20 protein-coding genes and 1 pseudogene are annotated in these 22,198 nt (G+C 71.3%); 9 read left to right on the forward strand and 12 right to left on the reverse strand.

Going from position 1 to position 22,198, the window contains the following annotated elements:
• Positions 1-149 precede the first annotated feature (149 nt).
• Positions 150-905: a helix-turn-helix domain-containing protein gene (locus tag DI272_RS14575; protein WP_109495786.1), complete on the forward strand. Its 756-nt coding sequence runs from the start codon at positions 150-152 to the stop codon at positions 903-905.
• 23 nt (positions 906-928) lie between these two features.
• Here the strand turns inward: DI272_RS14575 and DI272_RS14580 are convergent, their stop codons facing one another.
• The 3 genes from DI272_RS14580 to DI272_RS14590 are packed head-to-tail and all read right to left on the reverse strand — an operon-like array spanning position 929 to position 3,914.
• On the reverse strand, positions 929-1,318 hold the full coding sequence (locus DI272_RS14580; protein WP_109495787.1) for a DUF6009 family protein: 390 nt from the start codon (positions 1,316-1,318) through the stop codon (positions 929-931).
• Complete coding sequence (locus DI272_RS14585; protein WP_109495788.1) at positions 1,315-2,820, reverse strand: phage/plasmid primase, P4 family; 1,506 nt, start codon at positions 2,818-2,820, stop codon at positions 1,315-1,317. The genes DI272_RS14580 and DI272_RS14585 overlap by 4 nt, the downstream gene beginning before the upstream one ends.
• Positions 2,817-3,914, reverse strand: coding sequence for a bifunctional DNA primase/polymerase (locus DI272_RS14590; RefSeq protein ID WP_109495789.1), 1,098 nt, complete (start codon positions 3,912-3,914; stop codon positions 2,817-2,819). The genes DI272_RS14585 and DI272_RS14590 overlap by 4 nt, the downstream gene beginning before the upstream one ends.
• Before the next feature lie 810 nt (positions 3,915-4,724).
• Here DI272_RS14590 and DI272_RS14595 point away from each other — a divergent pair.
• A complete protein-coding gene (locus tag DI272_RS14595; RefSeq protein WP_109495790.1) occupies positions 4,725-5,297 on the forward strand; it encodes a transcriptional regulator in 573 nt (190 codons plus the stop codon).
• 106 nt (positions 5,298-5,403) lie between these two features.
• Here DI272_RS14595 and DI272_RS14600 read toward each other — a convergent pair whose 3' ends face one another.
• The 3 genes from DI272_RS14600 to DI272_RS14610 all read right to left on the reverse strand — a co-directional run bounded on the left by DI272_RS14600 (position 5,404) and on the right by DI272_RS14610 (position 8,928).
• Positions 5,404-6,378 carry a PAS domain-containing protein gene (locus DI272_RS14600; protein WP_109495791.1) on the reverse strand — a complete coding sequence of 325 codons (975 nt, stop codon included), beginning with the start codon at positions 6,376-6,378 and terminating at the stop codon, positions 5,404-5,406.
• Positions 6,379-6,534: 156 nt separating this feature from the next.
• Positions 6,535-8,457 (reverse strand): ATP-dependent zinc metalloprotease FtsH, encoded by a 1,923-nt coding sequence (ftsH, locus tag DI272_RS14605; RefSeq protein WP_109495792.1) that lies wholly within the window; start codon positions 8,455-8,457, stop codon positions 6,535-6,537.
• Between the two features lie 30 nt (positions 8,458-8,487).
• Complete coding sequence (locus tag DI272_RS14610; RefSeq protein ID WP_258314553.1) at positions 8,488-8,928, reverse strand: SPW repeat protein; 441 nt, start codon at positions 8,926-8,928, stop codon at positions 8,488-8,490.
• A gap of 217 nt (positions 8,929-9,145) precedes the next feature.
• Here DI272_RS14610 and DI272_RS14615 point away from each other — a divergent pair, with 217 nt between their 5' ends.
• Together DI272_RS14615 and DI272_RS14620 are read left to right on the forward strand one after the other, a co-directional pair.
• Positions 9,146-10,006: a PrsW family intramembrane metalloprotease gene (locus DI272_RS14615; RefSeq protein ID WP_258314554.1), complete on the forward strand. Its 861-nt coding sequence runs from the start codon at positions 9,146-9,148 to the stop codon at positions 10,004-10,006.
• Positions 10,007-10,119: 113 nt separating this feature from the next.
• The gene (locus DI272_RS14620; RefSeq protein WP_258314555.1) at positions 10,120-11,418 is read left to right on the forward strand and encodes an FAD-dependent oxidoreductase; all 1,299 of its coding nucleotides are present in this window, start codon (positions 10,120-10,122) and stop codon (positions 11,416-11,418) included.
• Positions 11,419-11,574: 156 nt separating this feature from the next.
• Here DI272_RS14620 and DI272_RS14625 read toward each other — a convergent pair whose 3' ends face one another.
• From DI272_RS14625 to DI272_RS14635, 3 genes are all read right to left on the reverse strand, one after another.
• Positions 11,575-11,898, reverse strand: a complete 324-nt coding sequence (locus DI272_RS14625) for a WhiB family transcriptional regulator (RefSeq protein ID WP_109495794.1) — start codon at positions 11,896-11,898, stop codon at positions 11,575-11,577.
• Between the two features lie 61 nt (positions 11,899-11,959).
• Positions 11,960-12,364 carry an SsgA family sporulation/cell division regulator gene (locus DI272_RS14630; protein ID WP_109495795.1) on the reverse strand — a complete coding sequence of 135 codons (405 nt, stop codon included), beginning with the start codon at positions 12,362-12,364 and terminating at the stop codon, positions 11,960-11,962.
• Positions 12,365-12,437: 73 nt separating this feature from the next.
• Positions 12,438-13,088, reverse strand: a complete 651-nt coding sequence (locus DI272_RS14635; RefSeq protein WP_258314556.1) for a hypothetical protein — start codon at positions 13,086-13,088, stop codon at positions 12,438-12,440.
• A gap of 540 nt (positions 13,089-13,628) precedes the next feature.
• On the opposite strand from DI272_RS14635, the gene DI272_RS45975 reads away from it, so the two are divergent.
• From DI272_RS45975 to DI272_RS14655, 4 genes and pseudogenes are all read left to right on the forward strand, one after another.
• Positions 13,629-16,343 (forward strand): helix-turn-helix transcriptional regulator, encoded by a 2,715-nt coding sequence (locus DI272_RS45975; protein WP_309221656.1) that lies wholly within the window; start codon positions 13,629-13,631, stop codon positions 16,341-16,343.
• A gap of 148 nt (positions 16,344-16,491) precedes the next feature.
• Entirely contained in the window at positions 16,492-17,055 is a 564-nt protein-coding gene (locus DI272_RS14645) for an isochorismatase family cysteine hydrolase (protein WP_109495797.1), read from the forward strand.
• 76 nt (positions 17,056-17,131) lie between these two features.
• Positions 17,132-17,791, forward strand: coding sequence for a response regulator transcription factor (locus DI272_RS14650; RefSeq protein ID WP_109495798.1), 660 nt, complete (start codon positions 17,132-17,134; stop codon positions 17,789-17,791).
• 87 nt (positions 17,792-17,878) lie between these two features.
• Positions 17,879-18,688 (forward strand): annotated as a pseudogene (locus tag DI272_RS14655) (LuxR C-terminal-related transcriptional regulator); the annotation flags it as partial.
• A 19-nt stretch (positions 18,689-18,707) separates the two neighbouring features.
• Here DI272_RS14655 and DI272_RS14660 read toward each other — a convergent pair.
• Positions 18,708-19,538 (reverse strand): alpha/beta hydrolase, encoded by an 831-nt coding sequence (locus tag DI272_RS14660; RefSeq protein ID WP_109495799.1) that lies wholly within the window; start codon positions 19,536-19,538, stop codon positions 18,708-18,710.
• 412 nt (positions 19,539-19,950) lie between these two features.
• On the opposite strand from DI272_RS14660, the gene DI272_RS14665 reads away from it, so the two are divergent.
• Positions 19,951-20,340 (forward strand): SsgA family sporulation/cell division regulator, encoded by a 390-nt coding sequence (locus DI272_RS14665; RefSeq protein ID WP_309221657.1) that lies wholly within the window; start codon positions 19,951-19,953, stop codon positions 20,338-20,340.
• 26 nt (positions 20,341-20,366) lie between these two features.
• Here DI272_RS14665 and DI272_RS14670 read toward each other — a convergent pair whose 3' ends face one another.
• Together DI272_RS14670 and DI272_RS14675 are read right to left on the reverse strand one after the other, a co-directional pair.
• Positions 20,367-21,422: a M28 family peptidase gene (locus DI272_RS14670; protein WP_109495801.1), complete on the reverse strand. Its 1,056-nt coding sequence runs from the start codon at positions 21,420-21,422 to the stop codon at positions 20,367-20,369.
• A 226-nt stretch (positions 21,423-21,648) separates the two neighbouring features.
• Positions 21,649-22,098 carry a thioesterase family protein gene (locus DI272_RS14675; RefSeq protein WP_109495802.1) on the reverse strand — a complete coding sequence of 150 codons (450 nt, stop codon included), beginning with the start codon at positions 22,096-22,098 and terminating at the stop codon, positions 21,649-21,651.
• Positions 22,099-22,198: the final 100 nt, after the last annotated feature.

A 22,198-nucleotide genomic window follows, 5' to 3' on the forward strand; every position in this document is an offset into this window, starting at 1 on the left:
CGCGGAAACGCCACGTCGCTTTCTGCTCCCCAGACGGCCAATTCGTTGCGAGAGATCGACATATCTGCAGTTCGAGATAATGAAATCGTTGCAACCAGCTATAGTTGAAAAACACGCGCACCGCCACCACGGACCGCCGAGGAGACCCCGTGCCAGGAGGCAGACTCACCCAGCAGGAACGCCAGCAGATCGCGCTGGGACTGGCCGACAGCCTCGCCTACGCCGAGATCGCCCGTCGCATCGACCGCCCGACCTCCACCGTCACACGTGAGGTGATGCGCAACGGCGGCCCCACCGGCTACCGCGCCGACCTGGCCCAACGTGCCACCGAGCGGCGCGCGCACCGGCGTCGTGCCACGCCCGCGCGCGGCGCGCAGGCCACCCCGCAGCGCGGCGGACGCGACGCGGAGGCCGTGGCCGAGTACGAGGAGACGTTCACCACCGTCCTCATGGGCTCGGGCCTGCCCAAGATGACGGCCCGGGTGCTGACGTGTCTGTTCACCACCGACGCGGGCAGCCTCACCGCGTCCCAGCTCGCCCAGCGCCTCCAGGTCAGCCCGGCGTCCATCTCCAAGGCGATCGCGTTCCTGGAGAGCCAGAGCCTGGTCCGCCGCGAACGCGACGAACGCCGCCGCGACCGTTACATCGTCGACGACGAGCTCTTCTACCAGGCGACCATCGCCAGTGCCCGCGCCAACGACCAGCTCGTCGCGACCGCCCGCCAAGGGGTCGCCGTCCTCGGCCCCGACACCCCTGCCGCGGCCCGCCTCGAGAACATCGCGCGCTTCCTGGACTTCATCAGCGAGAGCATCCTGCGCGCGGCCGAGCAGGCCCGTGAAGTCCTGCACACCGCACCGGAGACAGCCTCGGACGACGCCGCCGAGCCGGAGCAGGGCGAGGGATAGTCAAGCGCCTCAGTGCCCCGCCGTCACGGCTGCAGCTGTGCCACGTCCGACGACAGCGGGCCGCCCTCGGAGCGCTCGGTCTTGCGGCCCTTGCTGCCCGGCGCGAGGGTGCGCGGGTCTATGGCCTCGGCCGGCGCGCCCGTCGTGTACAGGCCTTCGGGGTCGGTGTCCCGGTCGTGCGGCAGCAGCCAGAAGACCCGGCGGCGGAACGTGCCCGAGGAGCGGGAGGGCTTGGCGCGGGTGCCGAGCACCGCGTAGCCGACCATGCGGCCGTCGCGGTGGTAGGCCGGCTTGCCTCGGCGCGTCGGCAGCCGGTCCAGGCTCTGGCGTACGTAGTCGAGCGTGCTGATGTCTTCGAGCCAGACCAGATCGTCCTCGTGGACGAGCTCGTCCTCGGCGATGAGGGCGCTCATGCTGTCTCCTCGTCGGCGACAAGTCCGATGCCCGGGTAGTACTTACGCTGGTTGGACAGAATCATCTCCTTGGGTGATTCCAGTCCCACCACCTCACGGACCCGCGCCGCGAAGGCCCGGGATGAGAGTGCCGGGGCGCCCTCATTGTGACACCAGCTCTTATATACCGCGTAGAGCTGTGCCTGTTCGGCCCTCAACTCCGGGGCAAGTCGGCAGGATTCCGACAGGAAGCGTCCGGTGTGGTCCTCGGTCTCCGCGTACGCCGTGGTGGCGATCCGGACCCGCTCGGGCCCGTTGAGGTCCTTCTGGCCGCCCAGGTAGCGACGGGCGCCCAGGATCAGCCAGTTGAGGATGCCGGGGCCTTCCTCGGTGACGAGGATGTCCGCGAGGTTGTCGACCTTGCGGTCGTCCGGGACGACCCGCTCGAACGGGATCAGCCGCATGCGGCGCCAGAACGCGAAGCCGCCGGTGCCCACTTCGGGCCGGTGGTTGCCCAGCAGCCAGAGTTTGTGGGTGGGCTGGAAGCTGAAGAAGTCCTGGCGCATCCGCCGGGCCTTGATCCGGTCGCCGCCGGTCAGCAGCTTGACCCGGGCCTCGTCGAAGCGGTCCCCCGGCTTGACCTCGCTGCACACGATGACGCGTCGGCCGTGCAGTTCGGCCAGGTCGGTGGGGTGCCCCTCGTAGGGGCGGGCCATCAGGAAGCCGGGCGGGGCGGCGTCGGCGTAGTCACCCACGAGCTTGATCAGCACGTCCAGCAGCACCGACTTGCCGTTCTTGCCGGAACCGAACAGGAACGGCATGACCTGCCCGCCGACGTCGCCGGTGATGGAGTAGCCCAGCAGCAGATGCAGGAAGTCGATCATCTCCGCGCCGTCGGGGCCGTCGCCGAAGGTGTCGGTGAGGAAGCGGTCCCAGCGCGGGGTGGGCATCGCCTGGGGCGCCGCGGTGGTGGAGCGGGAGTGGAAGTCCTTGTCGGGGTCGGGGGTGCGGATCAGCCCGGTGCGCAGGTCGACGACGCCGGCCGGGGTGCACAGCGCGTACGGGTCGGCGTCCAGGCGGGCCGCGTTGAGGACCATGCCGGGGGCGGACTTGGCCTGGGCGAGCATCGCGTTCATGCCGCTGGTGCTCAGGGCGCGGCGCCGGTGCTGCTGCAGCGCCAGGGAGGTGTACACGCCGCGCGGGTCGTTGCTGGCGAGGGACTCGGCGAGGTCGCCGGCCGCCCACATCACGGTGTCGTCCTCGTCCATCTGCCAGCGGGTGCTGTCCCAGCGGAACCAGCCGAGCCCGGGGACGTGCCGGTAGTCGTTGGAGTACAGCCTGACGAACAGTTTGGCGTTGCCCCGGTCGCTGAGGGTGTCGGGCAGCAGCCCGTCGGCGGTGGCCTCCGTCTGCACGGGGTCGGCCTCCTCCGGGCGGGGAGCCGGCTCGGGCGGGGGCTGGGCGAGGATCTGTGCGGCGACGGCCTGGGCGTCGAAGAGGGTGTCCTCCTGGCGGGACGTCATGCGCGACCTCCCGGCAGCAGCGGGCGGGTGCGGCCGGCGTCGAGCCCGCTGCGGATGATGGCCGTGTAGCGCCGCTCCTGGCCCGGCCTGGCGTGTTCGGCGGCTTCTTTGAGGACGTGCTCGGCCTCGGCCTCGGCGAGCTGCCCACCGGCCACCAGGCCGCCCGCGGTGAAGGCGGCCCGGTTCAGCTTCTCCGAGAAGGCGGCTCCTTCGGCCATGGCGGCGCAGGCGGCCACCTCCGCGAGCAGTGCGGCCAGGACGCGCCCTGCGGCTCCCTGGCCGCCTCCGGCGGCGAGGACGGCCTGCCGGGCCCGTGGGGGCACCGGACGGGGCGCGGGGACGTACGGGGGCGGCAGGTGGCCGGTGCGCTCCAGTTCGCGGGCGAGCCAGTCGGGAAGCGGTGCGGGTTCCCGGGCGGGGCCGACGGGTTCGTAGATCCCGGCGTCGGTGACGGTGCCGGGGGCGACGATGTACCCGCCGTGCGCCCGTACGTCGACCTGCCAGGCCAGCGCGCGGCCGCCGGAGCCGGTGGAGCACTGCCAGCGGTGCCCGCCGTGGGCCCGGTACCAGACGTGCAGGCCGCCGGAGGGGGTCCTGACGCGCAGGGTGGTCTCGTCGTCGGCGGGGCTGGGAAAGCCGCGCAGGGCGGCCAGCACACCGATCGTGTGGAAGCCGTTGGCCAGTCCGGTCAGGTCGATGCTGTCGGAGATCGCGATGCCCGGCAGCAGACGGTCCCGGTGCGGCAGTTGGCGTTCGTGCGCGTCGATGTCGACGACGAGCAGTCCCGCGGGGCCGCAGGAGATGCCCACGCCGAAGCCCGGGTTGGCGCCCCACCACTTGTCGATGCGGGCGAAGTCCAGGGTGGCGGCGTGGAATCCGTGGCACCAGCGGCCCGCGGCCGGGCAGCCGCAGCCCTTGTGGTGATGGCCGGGCCGACGGCAGTCCTCGCAGTTGCCCGCGGGGGTCTTGCGCCCCGGGGCCAGGGGATGGACGGGCCATCCCCGGCTGGCACACCACCGAGCCGTCACCAGCGGGCCCGCGGACGGTGCGGACGCCGATGAGTAGCTACGCCAGTTGTGCAGCTCAGAGGCCATGCGCACCCCCCACCAGCGACCGAAGCGACTGAGCGACCGGAACAGCCTAGCGAAGCAAGTGGGAAACGAGCGTCCCCTGTGGAAAACAGAGTTTCGATTTCCTTCGAGGGCTCAGCTACTCAACGAAAGCGACCCAGCGACTGAACGGGTTTCGGTAGCTGTTCAGTCGCTCGAAGAAAACCGCAGGTCAGAGAGGGTAGAGAGACCAAAACAGCGACTGAAGCGACTCAGCGACTGAATATATGACGCGCACACGCGCACACGCACGCACGCGCCAATGTCTTCATATACCCGGGCCTTGAGTCGCTTCAGTCGCTGTTTCCCTGACCGAACCGCCTCTGACCTGCAACTTCTTCACAGCGACTGAACAGCTACCGAACCGGCTTCGGTAGCTGGACTTCAGTCGCTGGTCGCTCATCGGCGGCTCTTCGGGCCGATCGGAGGGCAGCGACCGAAGCCGACCCCGCCCACGGGCCAGCGACTGAAGCGACCGAAGCGACTCAAGCGACTCTGCAGCCGACCTGAAGCCGGGCCGGGCCGGCCCAGGCCGGGCCGTCCGAAAAGCACTGGTGCGCGCACCGACTCCCGCGCACAACTTCGAAATTCAATCGCTTCAGTCGCTGTTCCCCGCCGAAACCTCCCTGACCTGGGCCTTCTTGACAGCGACCGAGAACGCAGGCGAGCGACCCAAGCCCCACTCCCCCGGAACCGGGCCACGCGGCAACACCGTTACCCCGTACGGCGAACTTCTCCCCCTCCTGGCCCATACTGATCTCCTGCGGGACACCCGGGGCGAGCGAGGAGAGGAAAATGCCGGAGCGCACTCATGAGTTCGGCATGTACGGCGCCCGTGGCATCAAGGGCCACGAGGCCGTCGCCCGTCGCCTGGACGCCCTCGCCGGGTACATCGCCACCCCTGTCACCGCCCGCCGTGGTCTGCTGGCCCGCCTGCACTACCTCACCCGCACCGACCACGCCCGGGCCGCCGCGCGCGCCGCGGGACTGACGGTCACCGACCGCACGCTGAAGGCGTGGCTGGACGGCAGGCGCAGCCCCTCCAAGAAGAACCTGGACCGCATCGAGCAGGCCTACCGCACCGTCCGCCGCCACAACACCGCCCGCTACCTCCTGGCCCGCCTCAACCGCGAGGGCCGCGGCACCCGCGTCGAGATCCATCCCCTCAACCAGTCCCAGGTCCCCCGCCCCCGCCAGCGCATGGTGGAGTACCGCACCCTCAACGTCCGCCACTGGGACCGCATCGTCGAGGCCTGGGCCGCCGACAACCTCCAGGCCCTCGACGACGCCTGGGTCGACCAGATCGTGGACCTGGGCTCGCAGTGGGGGCAGTACGAGTACGTCACCAACATCGGGTTCGCGGCCTGAGCCTCCGCATGAGGTGGTCGGTGTGCCACCGGGCCCAGTTCCCGGTCCTCTTCCCCGTGCACCCTGCGCCGGACGGCCTGTCAGAGGCGGGCGGCGCGACCGCTTCTCAGGCGGTGTCTGCGGGGGCCAACGGCACGGTCGCGGTGACCGTGGTCCCGGTGCCGGGAATGTGCCGCGCCGTCAGGGTGCCGTCGAGGGCTGCCACCCGCTCGGTCAAGGCGGCCAGGTCCGCGCCCGTCGCGGGTTCCGTTCCGTCGTCCGCCACGGTGACCACCAGAGCGGGCCCCTCAGAGTCCATGTGGACGTGGTCGGCGGTGACGTGGACGTGGTCGGCGGCACCGCCGACCACGGCCCGCTCCATGGCCTCCGCGACGAAAAGGTAGGCGTGGGTCTCGACCAGCTGAGGCAGCCGCTCGGACAGGGTGCCGGAGACGGTCAGCCGTCCGGGCCGGCGCCGGGCGAGGGCGGCGAGCGCCACGGGCAGTCCTCCGGCGCGCAGGGCGCCGGGGCACAGGGCGTCGGTGACCTCCCGGACCGTGGCGAGCGCCTCCTCGGTGTCACGGACCGCGTCGCTGAGCAGTGCGACCGCCTGTGCCGGGGCCGCGGTCAGCTCCTCGCGGGCCATGCTCAGCCCGAGCAGCGTCCTGACCATCCGTTCCTGCACCTCGTGCTGGAGGATCCTGGCGTGACGGCGTTCCCGCTCGGCCTGCCGGTGCGCGAGGCGCCGGTACGGCGGGCCCGTCTCCCCGGGGCCACGGTTGCCGAGGAACGGCTCGGCGCCGAGTGGACGGAAGACGTACAGGACCGCGTCGCCGCGCGCTCCGGGCAGCGGCAGCCGGGTCCACTCGACCGGCAGGAGCGAGCCGTCGCTCCGGGTGAGTGTGCCCTCGCCACGACCGTCGAGGTCCGCAGCCGGGAACGGGCGGCCGTCGAGCCCCAGCAGCTCGGAGGGGGCGCCGTAGCCCATCACTTCCGCAGCCGCCGGGTTGGCGTAGCGTACGAGCTGGGCGGCGTCCACGGCCCAGACGGGCTGCCGTATGACGTCGAAGACGCATCCCCAATCGCCGGCGATCGACGTCATCGCGCAGGTTCCTTCCCCCCGGGCCCGGCGGCTCGCCCACCGCGCCCCACCACTGGCCTGACTCTCACATCCGGTCCAGGGGCACGCATCAGTCATTTGACTTGAAAGAACACCCTGTTGACTTGAAAGAGCGCCTGGGAGGGGGGTCGGCCGCTCTCAGTCCTTCGCGAGGGACAGGACTCCGGCGATGCGGTAGGCGTCCGCCTCGTCCAGGGTCTCGTGCTCCAGCAGAGCGTGCGCCAGGGCGTCCAACTGGGCTCGGTGGTCGCGGAGTTTAGTGCAGGCCTCCTCGTAGCACTCGTCGACGATGCGGCGCATCTCGCCGTCGATCACATCGAGGGTCTGCGGCGCGGCGGCCAGCCCGTACGCCTGCTGGCCGTCGTTGGGCAGCGCCGACAGCCGGCCCACCCGCTCGCTCATCCCCCACCTGGCGACCATGCCGCGCGCGATGTTGGTGACCTGTTCCAGGTCGTTCTCCGCGCCGGTCGTGATCACGCCGTACACGACCTGCTCGGCGGCCATGCCGCCCAGGGCGCCGATGATCCGGCCGCGCAAGTACTCCTCGGTGTAGGCGTACTTGTCGGCGTCCGGCGTCGACAGCGTCACGCCCAGCGCCCGCCCGCGCGGCACGATCGTGATCTTGCGGACCGGGTCGGCGCCCGGCTGCAACATGCCCAGCAGGGCGTGACCGCTCTCGTGATAGGCAGTGCGGCGGCGCTCCTCCTCGGGCATCACCAGCGGGCGCTGCGCGCCGAGTTGCACCTTCTCCAGGGCATCGGCGAGATCGTGCCCGGTGACCCGGACCTGGTCGCGCTTGACCGCGAGCAGGGCGGCCTCGTTGGCGAGGTTGGCCAGCTCGGCGCCGGTCATCCCCGGGGTGGTCTTGGCGACCTGGGCGAGGTCGACGTCCGGGGCGAGCGGCATGGAACGGGTGTGGATGCGCAGGATGGCCTCGCGGCCGGTGCGGTCCGGCGGGGAGACGGTCACCACCCGGTCGAAGCGGCCGGGTCGGGTCAGCGCCGCATCGAGGATCTCGGCGCGGTTGGTGGCCGCGATGACGATGACGCCCTCGGAGGCGGAGAAGCCGTCCATCTCGGTGAGGATCTGGTTGAGGGTCTGCTCGCGCTCGTCGTGGCCGCCGACCGAGGAGCCGGTGCGGGCCCGCCCGATGGTGTCGATCTCGTCGATGAAGACGATCGACGGGGCCACCTTGCGCGCCTCGGCGAACAGCTCCCGCACCCGGGAGGCGCCCACGCCGACGATCATCTCGATGAACTCGGATGCCGAGGCGGAGAAGAACGGCACCCCGGCCTCGCCCGCCACCGCCCGCGCGAGCAGCGTCTTGCCGGTGCCGGGCGGACCCGCGAGCAGCACACCGCGCGGCATCTTGGCGCCCATGCTGCGGTAGGCGTCGGGGCGCTTGAGGAAGTCGACGACGTCGTTGAGCTCGTCCTGCACCTCGTCGATGCCGGCCACGTCGGCGAAACTCGTACGCTCCTGCTCGGCCTCGACCGGCTTGGGCGGCTTACGGCCCAACACGCCGCTCATGCCGCCCAGTCCGCCGCCCGCCTTGCGGGCCACGAACACCCACACCCCGATCAGCAGCGCGGTCGGCAGCAGCGACACCAGCAGGGACTGGCCGAGCCCGGGTCCTTGCGCGACCGGCGAGGCGGAGACCGACACCTTCTTCTGCTCGATCTCCTTCCACAGCTGGTCGTTGTCGGCGAAGGCGGGCTTGTACGTCTTGAAGTGGACGTACGTCGTGTCCTGCGTGCTGCCGGGAACCTTGCGGGCCTGCTTCAGGGTGCCCTGGATCTGTGAGCCGCGGGAGTAGACGGTCTTGACGTTGCCCGTGTCCAGCTGGGCGGTGAAGACCGTGTAGTCGACGGACGTGGTGCCGTCGCCGTGCATGCCGTTGTAGAGGAAGCCGGTCCCCAGGTAGATGGCCAGGAAGATCAGGACTTGCAGCAGGCAGCCGTTGCGGGAGCGGCGGCCGTCCGGGGCGGGCGGTCCGCCGGGGACTCCCTCGGAGCGCCAGGGGGACCGCGGGTCGTGGCGGGGTGGTACGGGTGCGGCCATCGGCCTCTCCTCACAAGCGGGGCACGGACGTCAGGGGACTCGGTTGGCCTGGCGGACCAGGACGGCCGACACCAGGCCGAGCATCAGGGCGAGCACGCCGAGGACCACTCCCCCGACGGCGGTGGCGCGGCCCGGGGCGTGGCCCACCACCCAGGGCGAGACCGCCATCCACAGGCCGGTGACCCCGAGCGCGCCGCTCAGTCCGGTCATGCGTTCCGGGGCCACCGTGAAGCCGCCGGCCAGCAGACAGATGGCGCTGCCGACGACCAGGTCGTGCACCGCGAGGTCGTGATGGGTGCGGGCGAAGCCCAGCACCCAGGGGGAGACCGCGTAGAACAGGCCGACCAGGAAGACGGGCCCGTTGACCAGCGCCACGTCGTGACCGCTCAGCACCCGGATGCGGCGTCCCGACGTCCCGAAGGTGTCGGGCGGGTATGTGCTGTCGTCCCTTTCCTGCGTGAATCCTGGCACCTGAGGGCTCCTCACACTCGCCGTCCCGGGGGCTGCGTACGCACATGCTGTCGTCGGCGCCCGCGGCGAGACATCACACATGTGAGTGATTGGCCGCCGGCCGACCGGGAGCCCTCCCCCCCTTTGCCCCTTTTGGCATGTTTGTGCGATGCGGTCCGCCGTCCCGCGAGGGCAGCCTCGGGCGGAGCACACTCCGCTCTCGCGAAAGGAGGATCCCGTGTTCGACATTCAGAACTCGGTCCGCAGGGACGACGGCAGACTGGTCCGGGTGGGTCGGCGCTGGGGCTGGCTGGCCGTTCTGGCCGTCGGCCTGCTGCTGTTCTGGCTGATCCACTCGGCACTGATCTCCACCGGGAACCCCAATCTCGTCCCGGCCCTGCTCTTCTTCGGGGCAGCCCTGGTACCGGCGGCGTTCGTGAGCTTCGTGGCCGGGCGGCGGCTCGACTTCGGCGTCGGATCGTCCGTCGTGGGCGTCACGGCGCTGGTCGGCGGCGCCATCGGGGTGACCACGGCCGGGTTCCTGGAGTACCGGACGCTGATCCTGCTGGACGTCCTGCCGATGGCCGCCGTGGGGGTGATCGAGGAGGCGGCGAAACTGGTCATGCCGCTCGTGCTGCTGCTGTTCATTCGGCACCGCTCCCCCGGTGACGGCCTGCTCATCGGCGTCGCGTCGGGCGCGGGCTTCGCGGTGTTCGAGACGATGGGGTACGCCTTCGTCGAACTCGTCCAGTCCGGTGGCGACCTGCACGTGGTGGATCATCTGCTGGTGGTGCGCGGCCTGTTGAGCCCGGCCGCCCACATGGCGTGGACCGGGCTGACCAGCGCCGCACTGTGGTCGGCCGCGGCGCACCACTGGCGCCGCCGCTCCGTCGGGGTACTGGTCCTGGTCTACGCGGTCGCCGTGGGCCTGCACACCGCCTGGGACAGCTTCGACGACGACACCGCCTACGCGGTGCTGGCGGCCGTCAGCCTGTCCCTGCTGGTGTACACCACCCATCGCCTGGCGGGCCTGTCCCGGCCCAAGGGCGTCTCCCTGCCCGCCGCAGCGCCGGCGGTGGCGCCCGCGCCCCACGGCTGATCCGCCGCCCTCCGCCGATGCTCTATGACCCACGCCACATGCAGCTCCTGTCAGCAATCGCGCCGCTGTCCCGCTCAAGTCGCCGGGAGCAAGCGAACCGACAGGAGCATCACATGAAGCACCGCATCGTCGTGCTCGGCGCCGGCTATGCCGGCGCCTACGTGGCCGGGAACCTGGCCCGTCGGCTGTCCTCGGCGGACACCGAGATCACCGTGGTCAACGCCGTGCCGGAGTTCGTCCAGCGGCTGCGGCTGCACCAGCTGGCGGCCGGCCGGGACATCGAGGCGCCGCGGCTCACCGACGTCTTCGCGGGCACCGCGATCCGGCTGCGGGTGGCCCGGGTGACCGCTGTCGATCCCGAGCGCCGGAGCGTTGCCGTCGCGGACACCGCCGGTGGCGGGGATCTCGGCTACGACACGCTCGTGTACGCGCTCGGCAGCCACGGACACGACCACGGCGTCCCCGGCGTGGCAGAGCACGCCTTCGACGTCGCCGCCCGGCCCTCGGCGCTGCGTCTGCGTGCCCGCCTGGAGCACCTGGGCAGGGGCGGCGGAGAGGGCAATGTGGTGGTCGTCGGCGACGGGCTGACCGGCATCGAGACCGCCACCGAGATCGCCGAGACCCGGCGCGACCTGTCGGTGACGCTGATCGCCCGCGGCGAGCTGGGCACCCGGCTCTCCGCCGGGGCCCGCGGCCACCTGCGCCGGGCGTGCGACCGGCTGGGCATCACCGTCGTGGAGCACACCGGCGTCCAAGCCGTCGAAGGGGCACGGGTGCTGTGCGCCGACGGCACGGTCCTGGCGTCGGACGCCACCGTGTGGGCGGCCGGTTTCGCGGTCGGCTCCCTCGCTGCCGCCGCCGGGCTGGAGGTCACCGGCGACGGCCGGATCGTCGTCGACCGCACCATGCGCTCAATCTCGCATCCGGACATCTACGCCGTCGGCGACAGTGTCCATGCCGTCGGCGACAACGGCCGCCCGCTGCCGATGTCCTGCGGCTCCGCCGGCTACACCGGCCGACAGGCCATCGAGGCGATCGTCGGACGCCTGACCGGCCGGGAGCTACTCACCGACGACGCGACCGCGGTCTCCGACGGCGCCGGTCTGACGGAGAAGCTGATGCGGTTCGACACCCCGCAGCGCATCGCCGCCGTGGCACGGGCCGGCTTCAAACCGACAGCCGCGAAGCGGCGTCTTGCCGGCGGCACGCCCGCCGTCCACTACGCGCTCGTCAACGGCGCACCCGCTCTGCTCTTCGTGCTCGGCGACCAGGTCGTCGGCGCGGTGACGTTCGACCTCACGGGCGGCAGGATCGCCACCGTGCGCGGCATCGCCGCCCCTGCCCGCCTCGTCCGTCTCACCGAAGCCTGGCGGCGGCACGGACCGGACACACCGCTGATCACGCAATGGTGACCGGCGCCGATCGGGACGAGACGTGGCGCCCGCGTTCTGCTGCTGCGCGGCCCGGCGTTCAAGCCGGTGCTCCGGGGCCGGTGGCGGCGGAGCAGGAGGGTGCAGGGAGTTGGGGGGGAAGGGCCGACGGGACCGTTGCGGGCCCGGGCCCGCTCGTCACCGCGAGGCCACGTCGTGTGTGTCGGTCCTGTCGGAGCTGCTTTCCATGTCCGTACCGAGCTGTCGGCGTTCGTCGTCGGAGAGCCCGCCCCAGACGCCGTAGGTCTCCCCGTGCCTCAGGGCCGTGGCCGCGCAGATGTCGACGACCTCGCACCGGCCGCAGACGGCGCGGGCCCGCTCCTCGCGCAGGCGGCGTGCCCGGCCCCGTTCGCCCGGCGGCGAGAAGAAGGTGGAACTGCTCATCCCGCGGCAGGCGGCGCGCTGCTGCCACTGCCAGTCGGCCAGCAAGGGGCGCAGTGTGTTCTTCGGCGTGTTTCGCATGGTCTTCCTCTCTCCCTGTCTCCCTGCGCCGGTCCGGCCCCGGCGGCCGGGCCCGGCGGCATCACTCCGCCAGCTGGGCCCACTCGTCCCAGTCCACGCCGTCCAGCTCGGTGCCTCGCGGGACCATGTCGTAGGTCCTCGCCAGCCACGTCATGACCGGCTCGGCGGGCACCTCGAACACCGCCTTGCGGGTGCTGCCCACACGGACGCAGAAGGACGACGGCTCACCGTCGAGATCGAGCACCGGCCAGAGCATCACGTCGCCCTCGCCCACCCGGGCGACCATGCCGTCGGCCAGCAGATCCCGGGACAGGGCCCAGGTCACCGGTCGCACGCCCTCGGTGTCGAAGACCACGGTGACGGCGAGCGGGTCCTGGGTGTCGTAGGAGAATTCGCACTGCAGCGGCAGATCGAGCTCGGAACACACCCAGTGGGTGATCTCCAGTGCGAGGTGGCACTTCTTCATGGTCGCCTCCTATTAGGACCTCAGCCGGTCGTTCGGCGTGGAACGTGGATGGTGCTGCTGCGTGGTGCTGAGCTCAGTCGATGGCGCGCAGTGTGCGGGGGTTTCGGCGTGCGGCGGCCAGCGCCTCGAAGGCCGCGGTGGCCACCAGCACAAAGCCGCCGACATGGGCCAGCTGCTCCGGTGACACGAAGGGGAAGGCGGTCATGAACAGACCGGCCGAGACGATCACCGCGTTCAGGACGTCGTCGTAGACGAAGACGTGGCTCACCGAGGGCGAGGTGACGGAGATCGCCATGGTCAGGCCGCGCAGCAGCCAGGCGCAGCCGGTCCACAGAGCGAGCAGGAACACCGTGTCGGCGCGGCCGGCGAAGAGGATCGCGCCCAGCGGCAGCGCGGCGACGCCACCGCCGGCCAGCAGCCAGTGGACAGCCGCCGAGGCCGTGGACCGGCGTACGGCCAGCAGTTGAAGCACCCCCTGGACCGCGATGTGCACCCCGAACAGCGTCCCGGCCGCGGCCGGTGTGTGCACGGGCACGACGATCAGCAGGCCGCCCACGGTCGCCGAGACCAGCGAGCCGGCCAGCATCGTCGCCCGGGTGAGGGCACCGCCCGGGCGGGCGTCCCACCGGGCGCCGGAGCGGCGCACCTGCTGAGATGCCGGATGAGGTACGGGCTGGCGCATCCGGTCGCGCACCTCATGGGGAGGTGTTTCCAGCTGAGCCATCTCTGTTCCCCGTTCCTGCGCCACAGGTGTTCGATGTACTGCGACACGTTTCTCGTACTGCCGGTGAGACCTTGTTTCCGGTGGGGGGCGGCCCAAGGGATGTCCAGTGGGATCGGCCGTCCCCCACACTTCACGTTCTTGAGCGGAACTTCCGAGCCGAGCACAAGTTTCTGAGCGGGCCGCAGCTCGGTCTGTCGTGTGTTCCCTCGGCCTTCCTCGGGGTTCCCCCGAGGCTTTGTAGGGCCCACCCCACCCTGGGGCGGAGACCGGCCGTGTGACCTGCGGCGGCGTCCGGACCCCGGCCGGACCGGAACCGTCGGGTCCGGGCCCGTCCGCACCCAGAGCTCGGGTTTTCCCTACATCCTCCGTCAGGCGGGCCCTCTGAGCGGCTCCGGTGTCCTTGACAGCCACCGGCCGCGACGAGGACACATGCTGAGTCGCGTGCGACACACCTCACGATGCCGCCGGGACACCTCACATGTGACCCGGCCGGGCCGTGCGGCACACGGAACACTGGAGGCTGCCTTGATGAAGGCGACGATGACCGACACCCCGGAGCTGCTCCTACGGCGCGTGCTGCGTCTCGTCCACCGTCATGAGGGTGGAGTGCTGTGGATCGAGGGGCCCGCCGACTCCGGCAAGTCCCATCTGCTGGCCCTCGCCGCCCAGCAGGCGGCCCCGGCGGGAGCAACGGTCCTGACCGCCCCGCTGCTGGGCGCCCTCGCGCAGCAGCAACCCGAGGCGGGAGCCGGGGAGTCCGGCTCTCCGTACCAGGTGCTGCGGCAGGTCGAGGACGGACTGCGGGAACTCTCCCGACAGCGGCCGGTCCTCGTCGTCCACGACGACGTGCACCAGTGCGACGACCTGACGCTGCTGGCTCTGCGCACGCTCACCGCACGGCTGGCCGGGCTGCCCGTGCTGTGGGTTCTCGCCGCACGCTCCCACCTCGACGTGCCCGCGGTCACCGCTCTGCGCCGCGACCTGCCGGCCGAGCAGACGGACGGCTTCGAACTCACCGCCCTCGCCCCCGATGCCGTACGACGGCTCGTGACGGACCTGATGGGCCCGCGGGCCGCGGAGGCCGAACCGTATCTGCCGCTCCTCGGCGGACTGCCGGGCACGATCCGGCACGCGTGTGCGCTGCTCACCTCGTCGCCCGGACGGGACGAGGTGGCCTCGGCCGTCGTCACACGCCGGCTCGACCAGCTGACGCCGCCCGCCCGGGAACTGGTGCTCACCGCCTCCGTGCTGGGCGACAGCATCGGCGTACGGCACCTGTCCCGCATGCTGGAGCTCAGGGAACCGGCGCTGCTGAGCCCGCTGCGCGAGGTGCTCGCGGCAGGGCTGATGCGCACCGAGCAGGACCATCTCGTCTTCGTGCATCCGGCGCTGCGTGCGGCCGTCGTCGCGACGCTGCCGCTTCCGGTACGCGTGTCCCTGCGCCGGCGTTCGGTCGACCTCCGGCTCGCGGACGGCACCCCCGCGACGGCCCTCGCGGCCGAGATCGGCGCGTTGGCGGACCCCGGCGACGAACGGGCGATCCGCGTCCTGGAGGCCGCCGCCCGAGAGGCCGCCCCCCTCGCACCGGCGGCGGGCGCCGCCTATGTGCGCCGTGCGATGGAGCTGGCCCTGCCCGCCACGCCCCGGCGGTCGCGGCTCGCGGCGCGGCTGGTGCCGCTGCTGTGGGAGGCGGGCGAGCCCGACCAGGCCCGCGCCCTGGCCCGTGAGGTGCTCCAGGCCCCTCCCGACCCGGTCACCCATGCGCACGTCTGCCTGGAACTGGCCCGGATGGGCGGCCCGTTCCCGGTGCCCCAGGCCGACGCCCACCTGCGCCGGGCCCTGCAACACACCGACGTCCCGCTGCCGGTGAAGGACCAGCTGCGGTCGACGACCCTGCTGAACCGTCTCCTGTCAGGCGCGGCCGAGGAGGCCGGCGGGACCGTGGCCGGGGCCCTGACACACGCCCGTGGCACCCATCCGCTGAACGACCTCACACAGCGCACCCTCAGATCGATCAGCGCCTGTCACCGGCAGCGCTGGAGTGACGCCCTCCGGCACAGCGAACCGGTGCCGGCGCAGGCCGCCGAACTCGATCCGGCGTACGGGCCCATGCTGCCCGAGGTCGTCCTGTCGCTGATCTGGAGAGCCGAGCTGCTGGGCCTGGCCGGCGACCACCAAGGCGCCGCGGATCTCATCGACAGCGGTCTGGCGGAGGCGGAACAGCGGGGCCGTGCGGCGTACGCGGCGCTGTGGCGGCCCGCGCGGGCCCGGATGCTGCTCGGCGGCGGCCGGCTGCGGGAGGCGGTACGGGAACTCGCCGTCATCCATGAGCCGACCGGGCAACAGCAACCGGCCACGGCGGGCACCTCCGACGCCGCCGCCGAGGCGGCCGTGCTGTGTGCGCGGGCCCGGACCGCCTTCCATACCGGCGACGACCGGGAGCTGGAGGCGTGTGCGGAGCGCGCGGAGGTCTGTCTCGCTGACGGCGACCGGCAGTTGCGCCGGGCCGGAGCGTGGGTGTCGGTCCTGGTCGCTCTCTATCGGGACGAGCCCTTGAGCGGCGAGCGGCTCAAGGGCGCCGCCGCCCATCTGCGCCGCGGCTTCCTGCACGTGGCCTGCGTCGATGCGGGGGACGTCGTGCTGCTGGTGGCGGCGGCGCTCGCCTCCGGGCAGCGTGAGGTGGCCGCCGCGGCGGTGGAGTTCGCCGAGGAACGGGCCCGGCTCAATCCCGGCCTGCCGCTGTTCACCGCCGCCGCCACGCACGCGCGGGGCCTGTACGCGGGTGACGCGGAGCTGCTCGTGGCGGCGGCGGAGGGTTACGGGGATGTCCGCCCCCTGCTGCGGGCCCGCGCCCGGGAGGACGCCGGTGCGTGTCTCGCGGCGGCCGACGCCCGCGGTGCTCTGTCCCGTCTCGAGGAAGCGCTCAACGGCTACGCCGCCTGCGGGGCCGAACGCGACGCCCAACGGGTGCGCGGAAGACTGCGTGCGCTCGGCGCCCGGCCCCTGGCCACGGCGTCCGCCGCGCCCGCGGCACCGGCCGCCGAATGGCGCGGACTGACCAGGTCGGAGCTCGGTGTGGTGCGCCTGATCGCGCAGGGGGCCACCAACCGCGAGGCGGCGGAACGGCTGTTCGTGTCCCCGCACACCGTGAACACCCATCTGCGGCACGCCTTCGAGAAGCTGGGTGTCCGCTCCCGGGTACAGCTGGCCCGCCTGTACGCCCGCGAGGTCGAATCCATCGGCGTCTCCGTGTGAGCGGGTAACACCTACAGGCTCTGGCCGATCAGCGACGCTACGCACACGTGTTAACGTCGAAAAGCGAAACAGGTGCAAACAGCACCCATGCCTGTCACCTCGTGATCCGTGCTCGTCACGAGGTGTCCACCCGCAGCCAGGAGTGACCGTGCCGATCACCGCCCTAGACCGGAGGACCGCGTTGATCGTCGTCGACCTGCAGAAGGGCATCGTCGAACTGCCCCTCGCGCACCCGGCCGCCGACGTCCTCGCCCGGAACGCCGAACTGCTCGCCGCGTTCCGCCGCCGCGGGCTGCCCGTCGTGCTCGTCAACGTCGCCGGTGGCCCCCAGGGCCGCAACGACCTCGGCGCGAGCTTCCCCGCCCAGGTCGCCCCGGAGTGGACCGAACTCGTTCCGGAGCTGGGCACGGACGACAACGACCATCTGATCACCAAGTACTCGCGCAGTGCCTTCACCGGCACCGGCCTGAGCGAGTGGCTGCGCTGGCGGGACGTCACCCAGGTCGTCGTCACCGGTATCGCCACGAGCAGCGGTGTGGAGTCCACCGTCCGCGACGCACACGAGCAGAACTTCCATGTCACGGTCCCGGTCGACGCCGTCACCGACACCGACGGCGTGGCCCACGAGCACACCCTCACCAAGATCTACCCGCGCATCGCCGAGACGGGCAGCACCAGACATGTCCTGGCCGCTCTCGCGGTGTCGCGTTGAGGCCGCGCAGGCCAGGACGGTTGTCTCACCTTCCTCGCCAACTCGGCGCGGGCGCACCGCGGGTTAGGATCCCGGCATGAATCAACCACTGCGGGCGGTGCTGGGAGAAGACCAGCCGTTCATGCGCGAAGGTATCGCGGCCATCCTGCGCAAGTCGGGCATCGACGTGGTCGAGGCCGTCGACAACGCGGTGGACCTCGTCCGGGCCGCCGCGGAGCACCGCCCCGACGTGGTGATCACCGACATCAGGATGCCTCCGGGCCTGGAGGCGGACGGTCTGCGGGCCGCGCAGAAGATCCGCGCCGCCCGGCCGGAGACCGCCGTCATCGTCCTCTCCCAGTTCCTGGACGCCTCCTACGCGCTGGACCTGGTCGGGGACGATCCGAGCGGGGTCGGTTATCTGCTGAAGGAGAAGGTGGCCAGCCCGCAGATCCTCATAGACGCCGTCGAGCGTGTCCTGGCACGTGACTCGGCCCTGGACCCCGATGTGATCGCGGCACTGCTGGGGCGCAAGCGTCCGGAGGATCCGTTGGCCGCGCTGACGCCGAAGGAACGGGAGGTCCTGGCGCTGATGGCCGAGGGCCACTCCAACACAGGTATCTCCGAGCAACTCTTCGTCAGTGTCGCCGCGGTGGAGCGGCATGTGACCGGCATCTTCATGAAACTGGGCCTCAGCCAGACGGCCACCGGCCAGCACCGGCGGGTCCTGGCGGTGCTGCGCTACCTCGGCCAGTAGGTACGTAGCCCTGGGGGGGCCGGGCCGCGGTCGGGCCGCGGGTCGTGGGGTGTCAGGGTGCTGTGGGGGTGAACAGGCTCTTCAGGTGGCCAGGTCGAGCACGCCCGCGAACTCCAGGCCACCGTCGACGCCTGGGCCCGACCCCGCGGCGTCGGCTTCCTCACCCAGATCACCGACACCATCGGCACCACCGCCGCCCTCGCCGAAGGCGACTACGAAGCCGCCTACCTCCACGCCATCGGCATCACACCCCCCGGCACCTTCCACCCCTACGCCCACCAAGCCCCCCGCACCCTCCTCGACCTCGTCGAAGCAGCCCTCCACACCGGCCGCACCCAACAAGCCCACCAACACGCCCAGGCCGCCCACCACGCCGGCCTCCCCCACATCAGCCCCCGCCTCGCCCTCACCACCTACGGCGCCCTCGCCATGACCACCCCCGACCCCACCCAAGCCGACCACTACTACCACCAAGCCCAAACCCACCCCCAAGCCCACCACTTCCCCTACGAACTCGCCCGCATCCACCTCGCCCACGGCATCCGCCAACGCCACACCCACGGCCCCAAAACCGCCCGGCATTCCCTCACCCTGGCCGCCCAGACCTTCCAGCGGCTGGGCGCGGCCACCTGGGCCGAACGGGCCCACGCCGAACTCCGTGTCTCCGGCCTCGCCACCCGCGCGACCACACAGCTCGCCGAACTCACCTGGCAAGAACGCCGCATCGCCAACCTCGCGGCGAGCGGCCTGACCAACAAAGAGATCGGCGAGCGCATGCATCTGTCGCCGCGCACGGTCAGCTCACACCTGTACCGGGTCTTCCCCAAGCTCGGCATCACCTCCCGCGCCGCCCTGCGCGACGCGCTGGGCAAGATTCCGGATGACCAGAACGTATGAGTGCGCTCCCGCCGGCCTCCTACAGCGAGTGGGCCCGCAGGCCGTGTTCGTCGAGCCAGCCGAGCACATAGTCCGCGACGAACCGCCATCCGTTGTCGATGATCAGTGAGTGCGCACGGTCCGCGAACTGCTTGAGGTCGGTCACGGCCATCGAGTCGCCGTACTGCTTGTAGGCCGCGCGCGTGGCGGCGTCGGGCACCAGCAGATCCTCCTGCCCCGAGATCAGCAGGAGCGGGCCGCGGTCCGCGTTGCCGACGTCGGCCACGGCACGCGGGCTGCGGGGCGAGTCCGCGCACCCGAGGTCGGCGAGCAGCCGGCGGGGCATCGGTACCACGTAGCGGTCGTAGAGCCGGGCCGACTCCTCCTCGGTGACCGTGTTCGCGACAAAGCGGTGGAACTGCTCCGCGGACAGGGACACCAAGGGGTCGAACGCCAGGGTGCCGGATGCCGGGGGAGCGTCGCCGTCGGCGTGCCCGGGAATCCACAGTCCGGTGGGCGGGGCGGGCAGCACGATGTCATTGACGGGGGCGGGGGCGATGGCCACCGCGGCCTGGCCGATGTTGGCCCCGATGAGGTGCTGGGCGATGAGCCCGCCGACCGAGTGGCCGATGATCACCGGCGCAATATCGAACGAGTCTACGATTTTGGCGTAGTGGTCCGTCAGCAGATCCAGGCCCACGTCGGTCAGCCCCTCGGAGGACCTGCGCATCTCCCCCACGGTGAGGGGCTCCCCCGGCCAGCCCGGTGTGAAGGCGAGGAAGCCGCGACTCGCGAAACGCTCCGCCCACGACTCCCAGGACAGCGCGTGCAGCCACGCGCCATGGATGAAGACAACGGGAGTACGGTTCACGGCTGCTTCCTCCGAGCACGACGACGACCCGGCACCGGCACGCGGGCGACCCGTTCAGCATCGTTCAGGCGCAGGTCAGGGGCGACAGTCGAATGACTTAATGTTCATGGCCGGTGGCCCCGGGCAGAGCCGGACAGCCCGGACCAGGCGCCCGGCCAGGCCGCCGTCAAACGGACACGGGTCCGTCTCGAGAGGCGCCCGCGGACCGGCGCAGACCGTCTGTGCTCCGTAAGGCGGTGAAGATGGCCGGTCAAGTTACTTATGTACGTCGCTGCCGGGGCGACCACAGTGGATCGGGCCAGCTTCTGCCACAGAGAGGGATCCACTCGTCATGAGCGGCAACCAACCAGACCGACAGACCCGCCGAACGGCATCGGACGGTCGTCCTGAGCTGGTCCTGGACATCGAGCGCGTGCTGGACCTCACTGCCCGGCAGGCCGTACGAGCGACGTTCCGATACGACCCCGATGCGCCGTGGGTCGTCTCCGTGGAGCTGGCCGTCGAGCACGGCCCGCGAGTCCTGTGGCGGATCGGCCGCGAGATTCTGCAGCAGGGGCTCCACTCGGTGAGCGGTCTCGGCGACATCCAGATGTGGCCGTCCTCGTTCGGAGACGGCGCCACCGCGCGTCTGCAACTGACCTCCCGGGACACGGCGGCCCTGTTCGAGCTGCCCGTACCGCCGCTGGCTCAGTGGCTGGCCGACACGTACGAGCTGGTGCCCGCCGGTGCCGAGCTCAGCGAGATCGACTGGGATGCCGCGACCGCGGACCTGCTCCAGGAGCCGCAGCCCCACTGCGACTGACCTCGCGTTGAGCGTCGGCGCCTTCGTCAGTGCCGGGGGCGTGGCGTGCGCTGTGGCTCGGGCCACGCGGCGGCGGACAGGGCGGTGGCCGCGGTGACCGAGGTCAGGCGGTCGTAGTCGAGAGTCCTCGGCACGTCCGTCGACCGGTGGTAGTGCGGATTGCGGAAGGTCGCGGTGTCGGTGAGCATCAGCGCGGGAATCCCGCGGTTCCAGAACGGGGCGTGGTCACTGCGTCCCAGATGGTTGGCGGGCGGAACGGCCAGACCGATGAGCAGGCCCAGCGGGCCGTCGGGCCGTGGATCGCGCAGCAGCAGGGCCGGGAGCGAGGGGGAGGCAGCCGCGGCGGCCTGCTGCCACACCCGTGCCGCCGCGGTCGAGGAATGCCGGTGCACCACGAGGGTGAAGTCGCCCCGGTGGCCGCCTGCGCGAACCGCCGCGGACGCCTCGGGAAAGACCCGCTCGAAGCCGACGGGCAGTTTCTGCGTGCCGGGGTCGTCCGCGAAATACCCGACGGATTCCAGGCAGATCATCCCCCGCACACCGCCGCCCCCGGCCAGTTCGCGGGCGGCCTGACGAGCCCCGATCAGCCCGAGCTCCTCCATGTCGAACACGGCCAGGACAACGCGCGCGGGCGCCGGCGCCTCGGCCAGCAGACGGGCCGTCTCCAGCAGGACCGCCACGCCGGAGGCGTTGTCGTCCGCGCCCGGACTGCCGCTGACGCTGTCCAGATGAGCGCCGACCACCACGGCCGGTCCGGTACCGGAGCCGGGCAGCGAGGCGATGAGGTTCGCTCCGCGCAAGCGCCGGTGCAGGCGCGGTTTCAGAGCGAGCGCCCGGTGGCCGTGCCGGTCCGTCGAGCCGATCTGCCAGCGCACGTCGAACGGTCGCCGCCCCACCGACCAGCCCACCGCGGCCAGTTGGTCATGGACGTAGGTCTCGGCACGACCCATGCCCTGGGGCGCCCGCAGCCGGCTGCGAGGCTCGGCGGCGAGGAATTCCACGTGCCGGCGCAGCCGCGCGGTGTCCGGCAACGGCACCGCCAGCGGTGCCGAAGCAGGCGTCGTCGTCGGGTCGTTCGTCATCCGTGCTCCGGTTCGCATGCGGTCGTGAGGGGACAAACAGTGCCGAATCGCACCGCCGGGGCCGGTTGATTCTCTTGCCTGTGAACCTGCCGTGCCCTCAACCCCGTTGCCTCAGAGAAGAACTCCTGCGCCAGGGTGTTCACTGGCTGGCCTGGACGCAGGACGGGGTGGTCGTCCTCGTGCTCTTCCCCGACATGAGGACGACCACCCCACCCACGGCCGAGGATCAGGACCTGGTGGAGGTGAGGTCCTGGCAGTCGGCGGTCCGGACGGTCTCGAAAAGAGCCTGCAGTTCGGCCGGGGGCGCGGCGATCTTGCGGGTGGCGAGGTCGATCCAGGCACCCAGGGTGCGCACCTCGGCGGCCTTCTCACCGCTCTCGCGGGTGAGGATGTGCTCGAACCGCCAGCGTGACACGTCCTGGCTCAGCCCGATGACACGGGTGTCCACCGTGACCGCTTCGGCCGGGAACACCTCGCGCAGATAGCGGACCTCGTCGCTGAGCGTCACAGGGGCAACACCCGCCTGGTGTATGGCCCGTGGGGTCCAGCCCGCCTCCATCAGGAAGCCGAGCCTGGCCGTGGCGGCGTACTCCAGGTATCGCGTGTTGCGCAGATGGCCGTTGGCGTCCACATCGTCCCAGCGGACCTCGAAGGATTTCGTGAATGCCTTGGACATGTCCGATGACCAGCCTTTCCGCGTCAAGCCACCTGTCCTGGTAGGGGGCTTCTTGGTACACGTGTCGAACCCTGCGGAAAGTTCAGTCGTCGCAGCCGCG

Origin of the sequence: Streptomyces sp. Act143 (genome assembly GCF_003143935.1) — a bacterium.
Taxonomy (GTDB): domain Bacteria; phylum Actinomycetota; class Actinomycetes; order Streptomycetales; family Streptomycetaceae; genus Streptomyces.

Bases quoted from the DNA above. Each gene is read 5' to 3' on its own strand.
- DI272_RS14595 (WP_109495790.1), top strand. From the start codon at position 4,725: ATGCCGGAGCGCACTCATGAGTTCGGCATGTACGGCGCCCGTGGCATC.
- ftsH (WP_109495792.1), bottom strand. From the start codon at position 8,457: ATGGCCGCACCCGTACCACCCCGCCACGACCCGCGGTCCCCCTGGCGC.
- DI272_RS14635 (WP_258314556.1), bottom strand. From the start codon at position 13,088: ATGGCTCAGCTGGAAACACCTCCCCATGAGGTGCGCGACCGGATGCGC.
- DI272_RS14650 (WP_109495798.1), top strand. From the start codon at position 17,132: ATGAATCAACCACTGCGGGCGGTGCTGGGAGAAGACCAGCCGTTCATG.
- DI272_RS14625 (WP_109495794.1), bottom strand. From the start codon at position 11,898: ATGCGAAACACGCCGAAGAACACACTGCGCCCCTTGCTGGCCGACTGG.
- DI272_RS14670 (WP_109495801.1), bottom strand. From the start codon at position 21,422: ATGACGAACGACCCGACGACGACGCCTGCTTCGGCACCGCTGGCGGTG.
- DI272_RS14675 (WP_109495802.1), bottom strand. From the start codon at position 22,098: ATGTCCAAGGCATTCACGAAATCCTTCGAGGTCCGCTGGGACGATGTG.
- DI272_RS45975 (WP_309221656.1), top strand. From the start codon at position 13,629: ATGACCGACACCCCGGAGCTGCTCCTACGGCGCGTGCTGCGTCTCGTC.
- DI272_RS14585 (WP_109495788.1), bottom strand. From the start codon at position 2,820: ATGACGTCCCGCCAGGAGGACACCCTCTTCGACGCCCAGGCCGTCGCC.
- DI272_RS14630 (WP_109495795.1), bottom strand. From the start codon at position 12,364: ATGAAGAAGTGCCACCTCGCACTGGAGATCACCCACTGGGTGTGTTCC.
- DI272_RS14600 (WP_109495791.1), bottom strand. From the start codon at position 6,378: ATGACGTCGATCGCCGGCGATTGGGGATGCGTCTTCGACGTCATACGG.
- DI272_RS14620 (WP_258314555.1), top strand. From the start codon at position 10,120: ATGAAGCACCGCATCGTCGTGCTCGGCGCCGGCTATGCCGGCGCCTAC.
- DI272_RS14580 (WP_109495787.1), bottom strand. From the start codon at position 1,318: ATGAGCGCCCTCATCGCCGAGGACGAGCTCGTCCACGAGGACGATCTG.
- DI272_RS14590 (WP_109495789.1), bottom strand. From the start codon at position 3,914: ATGGCCTCTGAGCTGCACAACTGGCGTAGCTACTCATCGGCGTCCGCA.